The organism is Lentzea sp. HUAS TT2 (genome assembly GCF_051853195.1).
In the GTDB taxonomy this organism is placed as follows: Bacteria; Actinomycetota; Actinomycetes; order Mycobacteriales; family Pseudonocardiaceae; genus Lentzea.
Genome location: NZ_CP196667.1, coordinates 8094383 through 8112547, shown reverse-complemented (window position 1 = coordinate 8112547; position 18165 = coordinate 8094383). Strand labels below are relative to the sequence as shown.

At 73.0% G+C, this 18165-nt stretch carries 11 protein-coding genes; 6 read left to right on the top strand and 5 right to left on the bottom strand.

What is annotated here, in order from left to right; genetic code table 11:
- Position 1 precedes the first annotated feature (1 nt).
- From ACSHWB_RS38660 to ACSHWB_RS38645, 4 genes are read right to left on the bottom strand one after another with little or no spacing between them, the layout of a single operon-like run.
- Entirely contained in the window at positions 2–196 is a 195-nt protein-coding gene (locus ACSHWB_RS38660) for an MbtH family protein (RefSeq protein WP_319973835.1), read from the bottom strand.
- 33 nt (positions 197–229) lie between these two features.
- Positions 230–4672, bottom strand: coding sequence for an amino acid adenylation domain-containing protein (locus tag ACSHWB_RS38655; protein WP_439658268.1), 4443 nt, complete (start codon positions 4670–4672; stop codon positions 230–232).
- Positions 4669–9309, bottom strand: a complete 4641-nt coding sequence (locus tag ACSHWB_RS38650; RefSeq protein ID WP_439658267.1) for an amino acid adenylation domain-containing protein — start codon at positions 9307–9309, stop codon at positions 4669–4671. The genes ACSHWB_RS38655 and ACSHWB_RS38650 overlap by 4 nt, the downstream gene beginning before the upstream one ends.
- 45 nt (positions 9310–9354) lie before the next feature.
- Positions 9355–9480, bottom strand: a complete 126-nt coding sequence (locus ACSHWB_RS38645; protein ID WP_439658266.1) for a hypothetical protein — start codon at positions 9478–9480, stop codon at positions 9355–9357.
- A 21-nt stretch (positions 9481–9501) separates the two neighbouring features.
- Between ACSHWB_RS38645 and ACSHWB_RS38640 the strand changes: the two genes are divergently transcribed.
- From ACSHWB_RS38640 to ACSHWB_RS38630, 3 genes are read left to right on the top strand one after another with little or no spacing between them, the layout of a single operon-like run.
- Complete coding sequence (locus tag ACSHWB_RS38640) at positions 9502–10542, top strand: TauD/TfdA family dioxygenase (protein WP_439658265.1); 1041 nt, start codon at positions 9502–9504, stop codon at positions 10540–10542.
- Positions 10539–12209, top strand: a complete 1671-nt coding sequence (locus tag ACSHWB_RS38635; protein WP_439658264.1) for a non-ribosomal peptide synthetase — start codon at positions 10539–10541, stop codon at positions 12207–12209. The genes ACSHWB_RS38640 and ACSHWB_RS38635 overlap by 4 nt, the downstream gene beginning before the upstream one ends.
- Positions 12210–12217: 8 nt before the next feature.
- Positions 12218–12982 (top strand): thioesterase II family protein, encoded by a 765-nt coding sequence (locus ACSHWB_RS38630; protein ID WP_439658263.1) that lies wholly within the window; start codon positions 12218–12220, stop codon positions 12980–12982.
- A 48-nt stretch (positions 12983–13030) separates the two neighbouring features.
- Here the strand turns inward: ACSHWB_RS38630 and ACSHWB_RS38625 are convergent, their stop codons facing one another.
- Positions 13031–15877 carry an AfsR/SARP family transcriptional regulator gene (locus tag ACSHWB_RS38625; protein ID WP_439658262.1) on the bottom strand — a complete coding sequence of 949 codons (2847 nt, stop codon included), beginning with the start codon at positions 15875–15877 and terminating at the stop codon, positions 13031–13033.
- Between the two features lie 138 nt (positions 15878–16015).
- On the opposite strand from ACSHWB_RS38625, the gene ACSHWB_RS38620 reads away from it, so the two are divergent.
- From ACSHWB_RS38620 to ACSHWB_RS38610, 3 genes are all read left to right on the top strand, one after another.
- Positions 16016–16381, top strand: a complete 366-nt coding sequence (locus ACSHWB_RS38620) for a nuclear transport factor 2 family protein (RefSeq protein WP_402908911.1) — start codon at positions 16016–16018, stop codon at positions 16379–16381.
- 102 nt (positions 16382–16483) lie between these two features.
- Positions 16484–16921: a cobalamin B12-binding domain-containing protein gene (locus ACSHWB_RS38615; RefSeq protein ID WP_439658261.1), complete on the top strand. Its 438-nt coding sequence runs from the start codon at positions 16484–16486 to the stop codon at positions 16919–16921.
- Positions 16918–18153 (top strand): methylaspartate mutase, encoded by a 1236-nt coding sequence (locus ACSHWB_RS38610; RefSeq protein ID WP_439658260.1) that lies wholly within the window; start codon positions 16918–16920, stop codon positions 18151–18153. The genes ACSHWB_RS38615 and ACSHWB_RS38610 overlap by 4 nt, the downstream gene beginning before the upstream one ends.
- Positions 18154–18165 lie beyond the last annotated feature (12 nt).

The following is an 18165-nucleotide window of genomic DNA, read 5'->3' as shown; positions in this document are numbered from 1 at the left end:
GTCAGACCCCCAGCGCGGTGCGCAGGCTCAGCGGGCGGATGTCGGTCCACACCTCGTCGATGTAGTCGAGGCATTCCTGCTGCGCGCCGCTCTTGCCGACCGTGTGCCAGCCCGCCGGCACGTCCAGCTCGGTCGGCCAGATCGAGTACTGCTCCTCGTGGTTGATCACCACGGCGAAGTCGGTGAACGCGTCCATGGGTTTTCCTTTCCGTGACGGGAAAATCTGTGGCTAGCGGGCGAACTCCGGGGCCCGCAGGTCCGCGGTGGCGTCGCCGGCGAGCACGTGCAGCGCCTCGACGTAGGCGTCGGTGTAGGCGTCGGCGACGTCGTCGGGGACGACCGAGGGCAGGTGGTCGACAGCGAGGAGAACCCGTGCCGACGAGGGGTCCTGCACCAGGGCGGCGCCGAGGGCGAAGCTGGTCGGCTCGTAGCGCATGGTCGGCTCGCAGCCGATGCGGTCGTCGAGCAGGCGGGTCGGGGAGTCGGCCAGCCTGCCCAGCGAGTGGAAGCGCAGGAAGGCGAAGCAGGCCTCCAGCCGGGTGTCGGCGAGGTGGCGGGCGATGCGGGCGAACGGCATGCGGCGGTGGGGGAGCATCGCCGCCTCGGCCTCGTGCATCGCCGTGATCAGGCGGGTGGCGTCCGCGCCGGTCTCGGCGAAGTCGACCACCAGGGGAACGGTGTTGAGGAACAGGCCGTACGCCTCGGTGCCGCCGTCGGTCTCCAGCCTGCCGTTGACCGACAGTCCGGTGGTGAAGCGCGGCAGGCCGGTGACCCGGTGCAGCGCGGCGACGTGCGCGGCGAGGCCGACGGTCTTCACCGTGACGCCGTGCCGGCGGGCGGTCTCGCGCAGCATCGCGTCGGCGCCGGGGACGACGCGTTCGATCGTGCGCGGGATCTCCGGCTCGTCGAGCGCCGGTGGCCCGCTGGACCAGATCGCTCCGCTCGTTCCGTCCAGTGTGGACTTCCAGTACCGCTCGCTGTCCTGCGAGGCCAGCGCTTCCCGTTCGACGGCGACGAACTCGCGGAAGGTCGACCTGGGCTCGGGCAGCGGCTTGTGGCCGGGGTCGGAGGAGAGAGCGCTGTGGCGTTCGAGGACCTCGGCGAGCAACGAGGTGAAGCTCCAGCCGTCGAGGATGGCGTGGTGCTCGGCGACGGTGAGCTGGAAGGCGTCATCGGCCAGGTGCTGGGCGGTGACCCGGAACAGCGGGGCGGTGCGCAGGTCGAACCGGGCGGCGACGTTGTCGTCGAACACCTCGGCGACCGCGGCGTCCTGCTCGTCGGGGCTCAGCCCGCGCAGGTCCTCCACGTGCACCGGAATCGGTGCCTCGGCGTGCACCAGCTGCAACGGCTCGCTGTAGCGCGAGACTTCGAGGGTGGTCCGCAGCACGGGATGCCGGGTCATGGCGTCGCCGACTGCTTGCCGCAGCGCGGTTTCGTCGAGCGTGCCGGCGACCCGGTAGCTGTTGACGTTGTGGTAGCCGCCCGCGTCGTCGGACAGTTCCATGTGGAAGATCATCGACATCTGCATGGCCGCCATCGGGTAGGCGTCCACGACGTCGGCGGGCAGCGCGTTGCGGTCCACTTCGGACACCAGGTCGAACGGCGCTGACCGCTTCTCCCGGCCGCTGCAGGCCTTCAGCAGCGGGCCGAGCTCGGCCGGCGTCGGCGCGCCGAACAGGTCCGGCAGCGACAGGGTCCAGCCGCGTTCGCGCAGCTTCCCCGCGAGGTGCACGGCGCGGATGGAGTCGCCGCCCAGGTGGAAGAAGTTGTCCCGGGCACCCACCCCGTCGACACCGAGCACCTCGGCGTAGACCTCGGCGAGCGCGTGCTCCTGCGGCGTGGCGGGTTCCACGTGCGCGTCGGTGTCGCGCACGGACCCGAGATCGGGGGCGGGCAGCGCGGCCCGGTCGACCTTGCCGTTGACGGTCAGCGGGATCACCGCGAGCACGGTCGCCGTCGCCGGGATCATGTGCTCTGGCAACGTTTCCGCGAGGAACGCGCGCAGCTCGGCGTACGACGGCGGCGTGCCGTCGACGGTGACGTAGGCGGCAAGCCTGTCGTCGTGCACCGTGACCACGCACGAGGTGACCGAGGGGTGGGCGGCGACGGCGTTCTCGACCTCGCCGAGCTCGATGCGGAACCCGCGGACCTTGACCTGGTCGTCGCAGCGGCCCACGTACTCCAGGCCGCCGCCCGGCAGCCGCCGCGCCACGTCCCCGGTGCGGTAGAGCCGGCCACCGGGCACGACGCCGTACGGGTCGGGCAGGAACCGCCGTGCGGTGAGCCCCGGCCGTCCCCAGTACCCGTTGGCCAGCGACCCGCCGCCGATGTACAGCTCGCCGGCGACGCCGACCGGGCACGGCTGCAGGCGCTCGTCGAGCACCAGCGCCGACAGGTGCGGCATGGGCTCGCCGACCAGGCTGCGGCTGAACGCGGCCGCGTCGGGCAGGTCGAGGGTGGTGACGTGCACCGTGGTCTCGGTGATGCCGTAGAGGTTGCACAGCACCGCGGGCGGGCAGTGCTCCAGTGCGAACCAACGGCGGACCACGGCCGGGTCGAGCGCCTCGCCGCCGAGCATGACCGAACGCAACGCGGGCAACGGAAGCGGCCACGTGCGCAGCACGCCCTCGAGCGTCCGCAGCGCCGACGGGGTCAGGCACAACCGGGTGACACCTTCGGAGGCCAGCAGATCAGCGAACGCCTCGGGCGAGCGGCTGACGACGCGGGGCACCACGACCAGCCGTCCGCCGTGGTGCAGCGGCCCCCACAGCTCCCAGACCGTCCAGTCGAAGGCGTAGGAGTGGAACAGGGTCCACACGTCGGTCTCGGCGAACGCGAAGTGGTCCGCGCCCGACCGCATCAACCTGCCGACGTGCTCGTGCGAGACCGCGACGCCCTTGGGCCTGCCGGTCGAGCCGGACGTGAAGATCACGTAGGCCAGGTCGGCCGGCTCGACGGACACCTCCGGCCGGTGCGACGGCGCCTGCGCCAGCCGCGGCCCGGCCAGGTAGTCGTCGGTGACGACCACGTCGACGCCGGTGTCGGCGAAGACGAACTCGGCGCGGTCGCGGGGAGTTGCCAGGTCGACGGGCACGTAGGCCGCGCCCGCCTTGAGCACGCCCAGGATCGCCGTGACGACCCGCTCGCCGCGCTCCAGCAGCACCCCGACCCGGTCACCCCGGCGCACGCCGTCGGCGGCCAGCGTGTGGGCGACGCGGTTGGCGGCCGCGTCCAGCTCCGCGTACGTCCACGACCGCTCCCCGCAGGTCAGCGCGAGGCGGTCGGGGTGGGCGTCGGCAGCGGCCTCGAACGCGCGGTGCAGCGGAAGAGGAGTGGCCGACGACGGCAAGGCGGCCAGGGCGGCGCGCGGAGGTGCGAGCGCGGCGGCGGTCTCGGCGGCGTCGAGCGGGCTCAGCCGCCACAGCGGGTCCTCCGGCGCGTCCAGCGCCGCGGCGAGCAGGGTGCGCCAGTGGCCGGCCATGCGCAGCACGGTCTCCCGGTCGAACAGGTCGGTGGCGTACTCCACCTCGCCGCGCAGTTCGCCGTCGTCGAAGGTCGACCAGGTCAGGTCGAACTTGCTGGTGCCGTTGTGGTGCATGCGCCGAGTCGCGGTGGCCGTGCCGAAGCGCAGTGGGGCCGGGTCCTCGGCGTGCGCGCCGAAGACGACCTGCACCAGCGGCGCGTGCCGGGCCGAACGTTCCAGCGCCAGCGCGTCGACGACCTCGTCGAAGGGCACGTCGAGGTAGGCGTAGGCGTCGAAGGCCGCGTCGCGGACCTGCTCGACCAGGTCCGCGAAGGTGGCGGCGGGGTCGACGGTCACGCGCAGGGCGACGATGTTGACGAAGTAGCCGACGACGTTCGCCAGTTCGGGGCGGTCGCGGGTGGTGACGGGGGTGCCGACCACCAGGTCCCTGGCGCCGGTGTAGCGGTGCAGCAGCGCGGCGAACGCGGCCACCTGCACCACGAACGGCGTCGCGCCGAGGTTGGCGGCCAGGTCGCGGACGCGGCCGGCGGTGCCCACCGGCAGGCCGAACGTCTCGGTGCCACCCGCGAACGTCCGGCTGGACGGGCGGGACCGGTCCGAGGGAAGCGTCAGTTCGGCGGGCGCACCGGCGAGCCGCTCGGCCCAGTAGGCCAGCGAGTCCTCTGTGGACACCGCGATGTCGTGAACGGTGGCCAGAGGGGTGAGGTCGGGCTCCCGGTCCGCGGCGAGGGAGGTGTACGCCGCGGCCAGCTCGCGTTCGAACACCCCGGCCGACCAGCCGTCCCACACGATGTGGTGCACGACGAGGACGAGCGTGTCCGGCACCCCCGGTCCGGTGGCCAGGGTGGCCCGCAGCAGCGGCCCCTCCGCCAGGTCGAACCCGGTGCGGGTCTCGGAGTCCAGCAAGGCGTCCAGGGCGGCCTGCCCGTCGACGGCGACCGAGGCGAACGGCAGTCGGACCCCACTGTGGACCGTCCTGACCGGACCATCCGGGCCGAGGTCGAACGTGGTGCGCAGGGCCTCGTGTCGTCCGACCAGCAACCGCAGCGCGCGGTGCAGGACATCGGCGTCGACCGTCCCGTCGAACTCGAAGACCCACGGCACGAGGTAGGCGGGAGACCCCGGGTTCCAGCGGTCCATGAACCACAGGCCGCGCTGCAGGCCGGAGACCGGCGTCGTGGTGCTCACTGTGCTGCTCCAGTCGTCTCGAGCGTGCGGGCGAGGGCGCTCACGGTCCGTGCGGCGAACACCTGCCGTGGCAGGACGCGGGACCCGGTCGCGCTGGACAGGTGCATGGCGACCCGCACGGCGGCCAGGGAGTTGCCGCCGACGCGGAAGAAGTTGTCGTGCGGCCCGACCTCGGCGAGCCCGAGCACCTCGGCCCACACCCGCGCCACCAGCCGTTCGGCGTCGGTCGCGGCCGGTCCGCCTGAAGGAGCGGCCACGGTCCCGGTGGGGACGGGCAGGGCGGCCCGGTCGAGCTTCCCGTTGGGGGTCAACGGGAGCGCGTCGAGAACGGTCACGCTGGACGGCAGCATGTAGTCGGGCAGCAGGCCCGCCAGGAAGTCGTGCACGCCGGCGAGATCCGGGACGACGTCGTCGCGGGCGGTGACGTAGGCGGCGAGGCGGGGCTGTCCGGGCACCGGTTCGTGGGCCACGACCGCGCAGTCACCGACCGCGGACCACCCCGCGAGCACGGTGGCCACCTCGCCGGGCTCCACCCGGAACCCGCGGATCTTGACCTGGTCGTCGGCGCGGCCGGTGATGGCGAGCGTGCCGTCCTGGTTCCAGCCGCCGATGTCGCCGGTGCGGTACATCCGGGACCCCGGCGGACCGAACGGGTCGGGCAGGAAGCGTCCGGCGGTGATCCCCGGCTGGGCGACGTAGCCCAGCGCGAGGCCCGCGCCGGTCACCCAGATCTCGCCCTGCTCGCTGCCGCCGACCGGCTGGAGCTTCTCGTCGAGGACGTGCACTCCCTTGTGCACCACGGCCCGGCCGATGGGCACCGCCGCGCTGGGATCGATCGAAGCCACGTCGTGGGTGGTGGTGAAGCCCATGCTCTCCACCGGCCCGTAGCCGTTCACGACCCGCACGTGCGGGTACCGCTCGGCGAGGCGGGCGATGTGGGCGGCCGAGGCGCGCTCACCGCCGGTGAACGCCACTCGCAGGCCGGCGAAGACCTCCGGGAGCTCGTCGACCAGGAAGTTGAACAGGCTCGACGACAGCTGCAGCTGGGTGACCCCGTGCCGGGCGACCAGCTCGGCCATGGTCTGCGGGTCGGGCCGCTGGCCGGGGTGCAGCACGCACGTCCCGCCGAACATCAGGGCCCCGTAGAGCTCCAGCCCGAACGCGTCCCACGACACCGGCGAGCACTGGAGCCAGACCTCGTCGGAGGCGAAACCGGCGTAGTCCTGGCCGCTGTAGGTGGCCGCGAGCGCCCGGTGCGTGGCGGCGACGCCCTTGGGACGGCCGGTGGAGCCGGAGGTGTACATGACGCAGGCGACGGCATCGGCGTCGACCGGCACCGCGAACTCGCCGGTGTCGTCTGAAGCTCCCGCCACCGTGTCGGCGGTGACGACCAGCCGCACACCCGCGTCGGTGATCACCTGCTCCTGGCGGGCGGCGGGCAGGTCGGGGTCGAGCAGCGTGTAGGCCGCACCCGCCTTGAGCACGGCGAGCAGCGCCACGACCAGGGCGGTGTCGCGGGGGATGCGGACGGCCACCACGTCGCCGGGGACGACCCCGAGCGCGGCGAGGTGCCGGGCGACGCGGTTGGCGGCGGCGTCGAGTTCCGCGTAGGTCAGCGACTCCGCGCCGGAGACGAGAGCGGTCGAGTCAGGGGTCCGCCCGGCCTGCTCGGCGATGCGGAAGTGCACGGGGGTGTGGATGTCGACGGGCTCGGCCGGGGCGGGCAGTTCCGCGTCGAGGTCGGCGACCAGTTCCTCGACCACCGTCCGCCACTGGGCGCCCAGCGCCTCGGCGGTGGCGGGGTCGAACAGGTCGGCGGCGTACTCGACGCGGCCGTGGAAGCCGACGCCGTCGTCCTCGACCGACCAGGACAGGTCGAACCGGGAGAACTCGTTGGAGTGCAACCGCTTCTCGACGGCGACCGCGCCGTACGGGGCCGTCGCGGCGTCGGCGGTGTGCATCTCGAAGACCAGCTGGAACAGGACGGTGCCCGCGCCGCTGCGCTCGCCGGAGGTCGCGGCGACGATCTCCTCGAACGGCACGCCCTGGTGACGGAAGCCGTCCAGCGCCACCGAACGCACGTGGTCGAGGAGGTCGCGGCCGGTCAGCTCCTCGCCGTCGGGCCGGAAGCGCAGCGGGACGAGGTTGATGAAGTAGCCGACGAGCGCGTCGAGTTCGGCGCGGTCGCGGACGCTGACCGGGGTGCCGATCACCACGTCGGCGACCCCGCGGCGACGGTGCGCCTCGACGAGGGCGGCCAGCAGCACGAGGTACGGGGTGGCGCCGGCGGCACGGGCCAGGGCACGCACTCCCTCGGCGAGCTCCGGTTCGAACGCGAAGGGCAGGACTCCGCCACGTCCGGTGGCGGCGGTGCCGTCGTGGTCAGGACTGATGGCGGGGGCCGACGGCGCACCACGCAGGTGCTCGACCCAATAGTCCACATCGGACTCGAGTGAGTCCTCAGTGGACCAACGTGCGTAGTCGCTGTACTGGACGGTCAAGTCGGCCAGGCGAGGCGCACGGCCCTCGACGGTGGCGAGGTAGCACTCGCGGAGCTCACGGTCGAGCACCCGCAGCGAACCCTCGTCCCAGACGATGTGGTGCAGCACGAGCACGAGAGTCGCCTCGCCGGGGCCGGTGTGGACCAGGCGGGCCCGCAGCAGCGGCCCTTCGGCGAGATCGAACGGGAGCTGCGCGACGTCGGCGACCTGGTGCTCGAGCTCCGCGTGGGACTCGGTGAACGGGACCTCCACGCGGTCGTGGACGACCAGCACGGGTGCCATGTCCGCGTCCGTGCCGACGGTCGAGCGCAGCGCGTCGTGCCGGTCGGCCACCGACTGCAGGGCTTGGCGCAGCGCGGCGGTGTCGAGCGGACCGGAGAAGTGGAACAGCCAGGGCACGTTGTAGACCGAGCCGCCGGGCTCCCAGCACTCCCGCAGCCACAGGCCGCGCTGGAACCGGGACAACGGCGCGGGGGAGCCGGGCAGAGCGACCGGGCCGGGCCGGGCGGGCGTCGAGCCGGCGCGCAGCGCGGCGGCGAACTCGGCGAGTGTGGGGGCCTCGAAGACCAGGTAGGGCGAGACCGGGCCGAACGCCTCGAACACGCGGCTCGCGACCCGGACGGCGGTCAGGGAGTCGCCGCCGAGGTGGAAGAAGTTGTCGTGCAGACCGATCCGGCGAACCCCCAGGACGTCGGCCCAGATCCCGGCGAGCAACTGCTCTGTGTGGTCGCGAGGAGCGTCGTCATCGGGGACGGCTTCGGAAGTGGCGGGAACGGGCAGCGCAGCACGGTCGACCTTGCCGCCGTCGGTGAGAGGCAACCGGTCGAGCACGGTGACCGAGGCGGGGACCATGTGCGCGGGCAGCCGACGGGTGAGGAAGTCGCGCACCTCGGCGGTGTCCGCCGTGCCGGTGACGTAGGCGGCCAGGCCGGTGCCGTGCGGGACGACCGCGCAGGTCTCCACGGCCGGGTGCGCGGCGAGGGTGTGCTGCACCTCGCCCAGCTCCACCCGGTAGCCGCGGACCTTGACCTGGTCGTCACCGCGGCCGACGAAGTCGAGCACGCCGTCAGGGCCACGGCGGACGGTGTCGCCCGTCCGGTACATGCGCGACCCCGCGGGGCCGGACGGGTCGGGCAGGAAGCGCGCGGCCGTCAGCGCCGCACTACCGAGGTAGCCCACTGCCAGCTCGGGACCGCCGAGGTACAGCTCGCCCTCGTCGCTCGGGCGCAGACCGTCGAGGACGTGCGCGCGCCGCCCACCGACCGGCGTGCCGATCGGCACCGAACCGGTCTCCCCGGCCGTCTCGTGCACGGTCGCGGTGATCACGGTCTCGGTGGGGCCGTAGGCGTTGAGCAGCCGCACGCCGGTGCGCCGGGTCCACTCGGCCGCCGCGGCCGGGGACAGCCGGTCGCTGCCGGAGACCATGAGACGCAACGACGGCGGCACCCGGTCCAGAGCGGCGGCGAAGTCGTGGAAGTAGCCGGCGGGGAGGTTGGCCACGGTGACCTGCTCGTCCTCGATGAGGCGCAGCAGCTCGTCGACCGACAGCAACCGCCGTTCGGGCAGCACCAGGCACGCACCCGAGGTGAGAGCGGTCAGCATCTGCTCGACGGCGACGTCGACGGACGGGCCCGCGAGCTGCAGCACCACGTCCTGGCCGGTGATCCCGAAGCGTTCCGCGATGGCAGGGACGTGCGCGGCCAGCGCGGTGTGGTCGACGGCGACGCCCTTGGGACGGCCGGTGGTACCGGAGGTGTAGATCAGGTACGCCAGGCCGGCGGTCGCGCCGCGGGCGGCGATGCCGGTCTCGCGGACCACGCCGTCCTCGACGAGCAGGGCCGCGCCCGCGTCGTCGAGCATGTCCAGGGTGCGCCCGGCGGGGGCTTCGGGGTCCAGCGGCAGGTACACCCCGCCCGCCCGCCACACGGCGAGCATCGCGGTCACGTAGTCCGCCCGCGCACTGCTGCGCACCGCGACGACGCCGCCGGGCCGCAGCCCCGCGCCGGTGAGTGCCGCGGCCAGCGCGCCCGCCAGCCGGTCGAGCTCGGCGTAGCCGGTCGACCTTCCCCCGGTCCGCACCGCGGTGCGATCCGGTGCGGCGGTCGCGATGCGGCCGACCTCCTCGTGCAGCGACATGTCACCCTCCGGATCGGTGTGCGCGGTGGACGTTCGAGTCGAAAGCTAGGCGCGCGCCGGTGGCCGGATCGGCAGGTCGAGCGGCACCTTGGGGGAAGCCCGCACCTGCCCCAGCAGCTGCCGCACCGCCTGCCGCACTGGGGAACGCCGCGTGCCTAGCGTCGGCACCACGCCAGCAGAGAGGAAAGTGCGATGAGCCCCACCGCTTTGTCAGGTACGACGCCGTTGGTGTGCACGTTCGAGCCCGGCGCGCCCGCCACCGTCGACGCCGAGAACGTGCACTCGATCGAGCAGGCCACGGAGTGGTTGCGGGCCAACGCCGACGCCCTGCGCGGCCTGTTGCACGAGCACGCCGCGGTGTACGTGCGAGGCCTGCCCGTGCACGACGTCGACGACTTCGGCCTCGTGCGCGACACGCTCATGCCCGAGCGCACCCCGTACCGGGAGAAGGCCACGCCGCGCAGCGACTTCGGCAACGGTGTGTTCTCCTCCACCGACCTGCCCGCCGCGCAGCCGATCCACATGCACAACGAGAACAGCTACACCCTCACGTTCCCCGGTCTGCTCATGTTCGCCTGCCTGATCGCTCCGCCGGAGGGAGGCGCGACCCCGGTGGCAGACTGCCGCAAGGTGCTCGCGTCGCTGCCGGCGGAGCTGGTGGCGAAGATGCGCAAGGTCGGCTGGCTGCTCAACCGCAGCTATTCCGAGCACATCTCCACGTCGTGGCAGACCGCGTTCGCCGCGTCCACAAAGGACGAGGTCGAGGAGTACGGCGCGGAGAACCTGGTGTCCTGCCAGTGGCAGTCCGACGGCCACCTGCGCACCACCCAGCTGCGTCCCGGGATCATCACGCACCCGGTGACCGGCGCCGAGGTGTGGTTCAACCACATGGCGTTCTGGAACGAGTGGGCGCTGGACGAGGAGCTGCGCGACGCGCTGGTCGACGAGTTCGGCGTCGAGGACCTGCCGTTCAACACCGCGTTCGGCGACGGCACCGCGCTCAGCCGCGAGGAGCTCGCCACCATCCAGGCCGCCTACGAGGCCGCCACCACCCGCCGCCGCTGGGAGCGCGGTGGCCTGCTCCTCGTCGACAACATCCTGTCCACGCACGGCCGGGACCCGTTCCGCGGCGACCGCAAGATCGTCGTCGCCATGGGCGAGCCGGTCTCCGTGCTGGACTGCGCGCCCACCGTCGCCCCGTCGGCGACCCCGATGAGCGGAGAGGACCGATGACGGGCCAGGACCTGGTGTCCCGTTTCCACGACGTCGTGCGGGCCGCGCCCGAACGGGTCGCCGTGCGCGACACCGAGGACGCGCTGACCTTCGCCGAACTGGAAGCCCGCACGGCCGCGCTGGCCGCCGTGCTCGCCGAGCGCGGAGTGGTCCGCGGCGACCGCGTGGGCGTGAGCGTGCCGCGTGGCAGCGGACTTCTCGTCGCGCTGCTCGCGGTGTGGCGGGCCGGCGCGGCGTACGTGCCGCTCGACCCGGCCTACCCCGCCGACCGCCTGGACCACATGACCACCGACGCCGCCGTGCGCACGACCGTGACGCCGGACGACCTGGCCGGGGCTCACGACGGCGCGCACACCGACGTCGCCGTGTCGGCCGACGACGCCGCCTACGTGATCTACACGTCCGGCTCCACCGGTCTGCCCAAGGGAGTGCAGGCCACCCGCGGTGGCGTCGCGTCCCTTGTGGACGGACTGGAGGAGATGGCCGTGTACGCGGCCGAGCCCCGTGTCGTGGCCTGGAACGCCAGCGCGTCCTTCGACGCGTCCGTGCAGCAGTGGGCCCGCGTCTGCCGCGGCGACACGATCGTCGTCCTGGAGGACGCGCACCGCACCGAACCCGCCAAGCTGGCCGCGTGGCTCGACGAGTGTGGTGTGTCCGATGTGGACATGACGCCCACGCACTGGGAGATGCTGCGCGAGCACCTGCTGCCCGGACGCCCCGACGGCAGGCGGCTGCGCCTGTTCATCGGTGGCGAGCCGATCAGCGTGCCGGTGTGGCGGGAGCTGGCCGCCGCCGGCACCGTGGAGGCGTTCAACCTCTACGGCCCGACCGAGTGCACCGTCGACGCGACGGTCGCCGTCGTCGAGGGCGACCACCCGAGCATCGGCAACCCGCTGCCCGGCAACAGACTCCTGGTTCTCGACACCGCGCTGCGCGAGGTCCCCGACGGTGAGATCGGCGAGCTGTACGTCGCCGGCCCTCGTGTCACCCACGGCTACCTCGGCCGCTCCGGCCTGACCGGCGCCCGCTTCCTGCCGGACCCCTCCGGCGAACCGGGCGCGCGCATGTACCGCACCGGCGATCTGGTGCGCCGCACCGCGGACGGCCTGCTCGAGTTCCACGGCCGCGCCGACCGCCAGGTGAAGATCCGCGGCCACCGCGTGGAGCTGGGCGAGATCGAGACCGTCGTGCGGTCCTCTCCTGCCGTCGCCGCAGCCGCCGTCGTCGTCCGCGACGACCTGGCCGGCCAGCCCGTCGCCTACTACGTGCCCTCGGGCCTGCCGGGCGCGTCCGGGCTGCGCGAGCACGCCGCGGCGTCCCTGCCGGAGGTCATGGTCCCGGCCGCGTTCGTCGAGGTCGCCGCGCTGCCGCTGACCCCCGGCGGCAAGCTCGACACCGCCGCCCTGCCCGCGCCGCCCGCCGCGGCCGGCACCGCACCGGAGGGTGAGTTCGAGCAGTTCATCGCCCACGTGTGGGCCGAGGTCCTCGGCCGTGACTCGGTGAACGCCGACGACGACTTCTTCGCCCTCGGCGGCCACTCCCTGGTCGCGCTGCGGGTGGTGTCGAAGGTGAAGAAGACCTTCGGCCTCAAGATGTCCACGAAGGACGTCTACCGCCACCCCCGCCTGACCGACCTGGCCCGGCACGTCGAGTCCCTGCGCGTCTAGGAGGAACAGTGGACAACATCGACAACGTGGTGGTCCGCCCCCGCCGCAAACCGGAGGCCACGAGGTCGTTGGTGTGCCTCGGGTTCTGCGGTGGCGGCGCGGGGCCGTACCTGCCCTGGGCCGACGTCCTGCCGGCGGACGTGGAGCTTGCCGCGATCTGCTACCCGGGGCGGGACGGGCGGTTCCTGGAGGACCACGCCGAGGACTGGCAGACGCTGGCGGCCGACGCCACGCAGGCCGTGCTCGCGGCGGCGACCCGACCATACGTCCTTTTTGGACACAGCATGGGCGGGTGGATGGCGTTCGACGTCGCCGCCAGGATCGAGAAGGCGGGCGGGCGCCGTCCGGACGCCCTGGTGGTGTCGTCGGCCAACGCGCCGAGCCGCGGACTGACGCCACGCGACATGTTCCCCGCGCAGAGCGACACCGACGCCGGGCTGCTGTCGTGGATGACGGTCAACGGGCTGCTCGCGGACTACGTCCTCGACAACGAGGAGCTGCGGGAGATGGCGCTGGAGCTCATGCGGGCCGACATCCGCGTCCGCGACACGTTCGCCTACACGGACGGGACGAGGGTCGGTGTGCCGCTGCAGGTGCTGACGGGGGCCGACGACGACGTGATCGTCGCGGACACGGCGGCGCAGTGGCGAGCGCTGGCGGGCGGCGAGTACCGGCACGCGGAGCTGCCGGGCGGGCACTTCTACACCGAGGAGGTGTGGCGGTCGCTGCCCAGGTTCATCCCGGCGCTGGAGCCCGTCCCCGCCGGGGTGTGATCGGGTGGGGGAGGTCGCCGTCCTGTCGACCTCCCTCCGGCCGGCTGGTCAGCCCGTCGGCACCAGGGCGTGAGGATCGGTCTCCCGTGCGGCCAGGACGGCCAGTTCGGCGCGGATCGACGTCGCGGCGGTGTGGTCGAGTATTCGTTCGCGGATGGAGAGGGCCTGCTCGAAGTAGCCGCGGGCTTCGGCGTAGCGACCGGCGGCGGTGCTCACCTGGCCCAGGTTGCGCAGGAGCTGGCCCTCGCCGATGACGTCGCGGGCTTCGCGGACCATGTCGAGGACGCGGCGCATGGTCGTGGTGGCGGCGGTGTGTTCGCCCGCCATGGCCTGGACCTGGCCGATGCGGCTGAGCGTGCGGGCGGCGCCTCCGGTGTAGCCGACGGACTCGTGCACCGCCATCGCCTCGGCGAGGTCGGTGCGGGCCTGGTCGGCCCCGCCGTTCCTGGCCAGGATGAAGGCGCGCTGGGTGAGGACGATCGCGCGGCCCACGATGTCGCCGACCTCGGTGAAGCCTGAGAGGGAGCGGTCGTACAGGCCGAGCGCGGTGGTGTCGTCGCCGGTGTTGCGGGCGATCAGGGCGAGGTCGCGGTGGCACAGGGCCAGGCCGTGGGTGTCGCCCAGGTCCTCGAACAGCTCCGCGGCCGGGAGCAGCACGGCACGGGACGCGTCGAGGTGGCCGCGGTTGATGTGCAGGGTGCCCAGCGAGCTCAGCACCGCCGCGATGCCGCGGGTGTTGCCCGCCGCGCGCACGGCTTTCAGCGCCACGGCGTGGGTTCGTTCCCAGTCGTCGAGGTAGCCGCGCGACTCGAACAGGGTGACGGAGGTGACCGCGAGGTCCCAGCACAGCTCGTCCAGGCCGGCGGCTCCCGCCTGCTGGACGGCCGCGCACAGGTTCGCGAGTTCACCGTCCATCCACTCCAGGGGGTCGGCGAGGACGGACGGGGGCCGCCAGCGCGGCGCGGTTCCGTGCAGCACGGTGTAGTCACCGCCGTAGATGTCCCGATGCGCCTGCTCGGCCAGCGCGAGCCACCCGCCGAGCAGTCGGGACACCGCGGCGGCGCGATCGTCGGCGGGGATCTCCTGCGCGGCCTTCTCCCTGGCGAACAGGCGCAGGACGTCTTGGTAGCGGTAGCGGAACTCGCCGGTCGGCTCGACCGAGACCACGTCGAGCACCTGCACGTCCACCAGCGGTTCGAGCAGGTCCGACGGGAAAGGCCGGTCGTCGTCGAGGACCGCGCCCGCGACCCAGCCGGGCACGGCGGGCCCTTCGGCCAGGCTCAGCAGCCCGAACAGCAACCGGGACCGGCGGTCGAGGCCGTCGTGGGTGAGCGAGAGGCTGGCGCGGATGGTCAGCTCGCCGTGGGCGAGCTCGTCGAGCCGGTGCCGCTCGCTGGCGAGCCGTTGCACCATCGACGCGAGCGTCCAGTGCGGCCGGGCGGCCAGGCGGGCGGCGATGATCCGCAGCGCCAGCGGCAGTCCGCCGACGGTGCGCACCAGCGCCGCGGCGGCCTCGGGCTCGCGAGCCACCCGATCCTCTCCGACGACCAGGCCGAGCAACCGCAGCGACTGCCCGGCGTCGAGGACGTCCAGCTCGACCTGGCGGGCACCGGGGAGACCGGTCAGCCGCGACCGGCTGGTCACCACCACCGCACACGTGCTGCTGCCCGGCAGCAGCGGCAGGACCTGTCCCTCCGAGGCCGCGTCGTCCAGCACGACCAGCACCCGCCGGTCGGCCAGCAGCGTCCGGTACATCTCCAGCCTGGCGTCGAGGCCGTCGGGGATCACATGCCCTGGAATTCCCAGTGCCAGCAGGAAACGGCCCAGCACATCGTCCACAGCGGACGGTTGGTCGGTGCCGTGCAGGTCGCAGTAGAGCTGCCCGTCGGGGAAGTGCTCCTGCGCCACCCGGTGCGCGAGGTGGGCGGCCACCGTGCTCTTGCCGACGCCGGGCCGCCCCGTGATCACCACGACCCCCACGGCCGTGCGCGCGGTGCTCCCGACGAGCACGGACTCCGCGCCGCGCAACATCTCCTCGTCGGCGACGAAGTCGGCGGTGTCGGCGGGCAGCTGCCGTGGCCGAACCGGTCGTGTGGTGTCGGCGCTCTGCGGTGCGGGCGCCGCGGTGCCGATACGGGGCTGGGCCGGGATCTCGCCGGCGAGGATCGCCGCTTCCAGGCCGCGCAACCGTTCCCCCGGCTCCAGACCCAGCTCGTCGATCAGCAGAGTACGACCGGTGCGGTAGACGTCGAGGGCCTCGGCCTGCCTGCCGGAGCGGTGCAGCGCCACCATCAGCAGGGCGCGCGGACGCTCCCGCAACGGGTGCTCGTGGACCAGGCGCGTGACCTCCCCGACGAGCTGGTGGTGCTGGCCCAGTTCCAGCTCCAGTTCCAGGTGGTCCTCGACGCAGGTGAGCCGTTCCTCGTCCAGCCGCAGCGCACGGGTGCGCAGCGACCGGTTGGGGGCCCCGCCCAGGCACGGCCCGCTCCACAGCGCCGAGGCCTCCCGCAGCAGCGCGGCCGCCTCGGCGGTGCGGCCCTCCTTGACCAGCACGCGGGCCTCGGTGGTGCGGGCGAGGAAGTCGGCGAGGTCCAGCGTGTCCCCGTTGAGCCGCAGCTCGTAGCCCGGCGGACGGGTGTCGATGACCGCGGACATGCCCGCCCCTGCCAGGGTGCGGCGCAGCCGCGAGACGCAGATCTGCACCTGCGTGCGGGCGGTGTCCGGAGGGTTCTCCTCCCACAGGGCGTCGACCAGCGTCTCGGTGCTCACCATCCGGTTGGCCTCCACGAGCAGCAGCCCGAGGATCATCTGCTGCCTGCCGGGCGGGATCCGCGCCGCGCTTCCGGGACCGTCGACCTCCACCGGGCCGAGAACCCGGAACCTCCCTGGAGACATGCGGCCACCCTTCGAGGTCTGAGACACCCCGAGGTAATCAGACGGTCACGAAGAAGTACAACCCGGCGATAGCGTGGAGATATCGGCAGGTTGCCCGGCGGCGGGACGGTTGTCGTTCATCGCGTGAGGAGAACCGCCATGAGCTCCGCCGCAGGCGTCGACCACGTCCGCCTCTCCTACGACTACCTCGACATGGGGGATCTGGACGGCTACGCCTCGCTTCTGCACCCGGACATGCAGCTCAAACGCCACGACGCGCCACCGGGACACGGCCGGGAGGACACCGTCCGGCTGCTGAACGCCATTCCCGCCCTGCGGGGGCGGCACCACATCCACAAAGTCGTGGCCTGCAAGGACACCGTGGTCGTCGTGGGCCGCTACACCCCGCCTCCGGAGGCGGAGAGCGGCACCCCGTCCGAGTTCGCCGACGTCGTGACCCTGTCGGACGAGGGACTGCTGCTGTGCAGCCGGCGCTTCTACTACTTCGATCCGCCGTCCCTATAGCGCCAACTGCCGGACGGCTGCCGTCGCCGCTGCCTGGCGGCGCGGGGCGGGGCTTCTAGTTTCGGGGCAGGGAACCACCCCGCGACACAGGGAGCTCGCCCCATGGAGTTGGACGCCGCCCGGCCGGACGCAGCCCGCCTCGACATCGTGGTCTCCGGGCTCGCCTCCGACGCGCACACCTGGAACCTCGTCTACCTGCAGCTGGTGCTGGAGGAGATGGGCCACCGCGTGACCAACCTGGGTGCGTGCATCCCCGACGGACTGCTCACGTCCCGGTGCGGACAGGTGGCACCGGACCTCGTCGTGCTCAGCAGCGTGAACGGCCATGGGTTCCAGGACGCCAGGCGCGTCATCGGACCGCTGCGCGCACGGCTGGCGAGCACCCCGGTCGTCATCGGAGGCAAGCTCGGCGTCGACGGCAGTGGCGGCCACACGCAGGAGCTGCTGGCCGCCGGGTTCGACGCGGTGTTCGAGGACGCCGACGCGATCACGTCGTTCCGCGGCTACGTCGACCGGCTCGCCGCGGGAGTGCGGTCGTGACCGGTGGCTCGTTCGGCGACTTCGTCGCCCGTGCCGCCGTCGCGGGCGAACTGGTCGTGCAGCCCAGGATGGGCGTGCCCGGCCCGGCGAAGATGCGGGCAGGTCTCGCCGCGGTGCACGGGGCCGGGGTGCGGGCAGCGGGCACGATCACCGTGGACAGCTTCACGCGCGTGGGGGACCACGTCGCCGTGCGCAAGGCGTTGGCCGCCGGCGCCGACCTCAACGGCTATCCCATCGCGACCCACTCGCCCGAGACGACCCAGTCTGTGCTGAACGGCCTGCACGGACCGGACTTCCCGGTGCAGGTGCGCCACGGCTCGGCGTGCCCGCAGAAGATCGTCGCGGCTCTACTGGCCGCCGGTCTGGATGCGACGGAGGGCGGGCCGCTGTCGTACTGCCTGCCCTACAGCAGGGTCCCGGTCGCCGAGTCGGTGCGCGCGTGGGCCGAGTCCTGCCTGCTGCTGTCCGACGCCCGCGAGCGCGGCGCCCGGCCGCACCTCGAGTCCTTCGGCGGTTGCATGATGGGCCAGCTGTGCCCGCCGAGCCTGCTGGTGGCGATCAGCGTGCTGGAGGGCCTGTTCTTCCGCCAGCACGGCGTGGACAGCATGTCGTTGAGCTACGCCCAGCAGACCGACCAGGACCAGGACGCCGAGGCCGTGGCGGCACTGCGCGCCCTCGCCGCCGAACATCTGTCCGATGTGGACTGGCATGTCGTGCTCTACACGTACATGGGCGTGTTCCCGCGCACCCCGCGCGGCGCGACCGCCCTGTTGGAACGTTCTGCGGAGCTGGCCGTGCGCACCGGCGCGGAGAGGCTGATCGTCAAGACGACGGCGGAGGCGCACCGCATCCCCACCGTCGCCGAGAACGTCGCCGCGCTGGTGGCCGCCGGGGCAGCGGCGGCGCGTGCCGAGCCGGGCGGCGTGGTCGAGGACACCGGCGTGCTCGCCGAGGCCCGCGCGCTCGTGGAGGCCGTGCTGGACCTCGCGCCCGACGTCGGCATCGCCCTGGTCCGCGCGGTCGAGCGCGGCTACCTCGACGTGCCCTACTGCCTGCACCAGGACAACGCCGGCCGCACGCGGGCGTTCGTCGACGGCGACGGGCGGCTGCAGTGGTCGCGCCTCGGTGCCCTGCCGTTGCCCGCGGACCGTGCCGTCCCCGCCGCCACACCCACCGCTGACGAACTGCTGCGCTCGCTCACCCACGTCGAGCGCACCTTCGACCGAGGCTGAAACCCCCCGCCC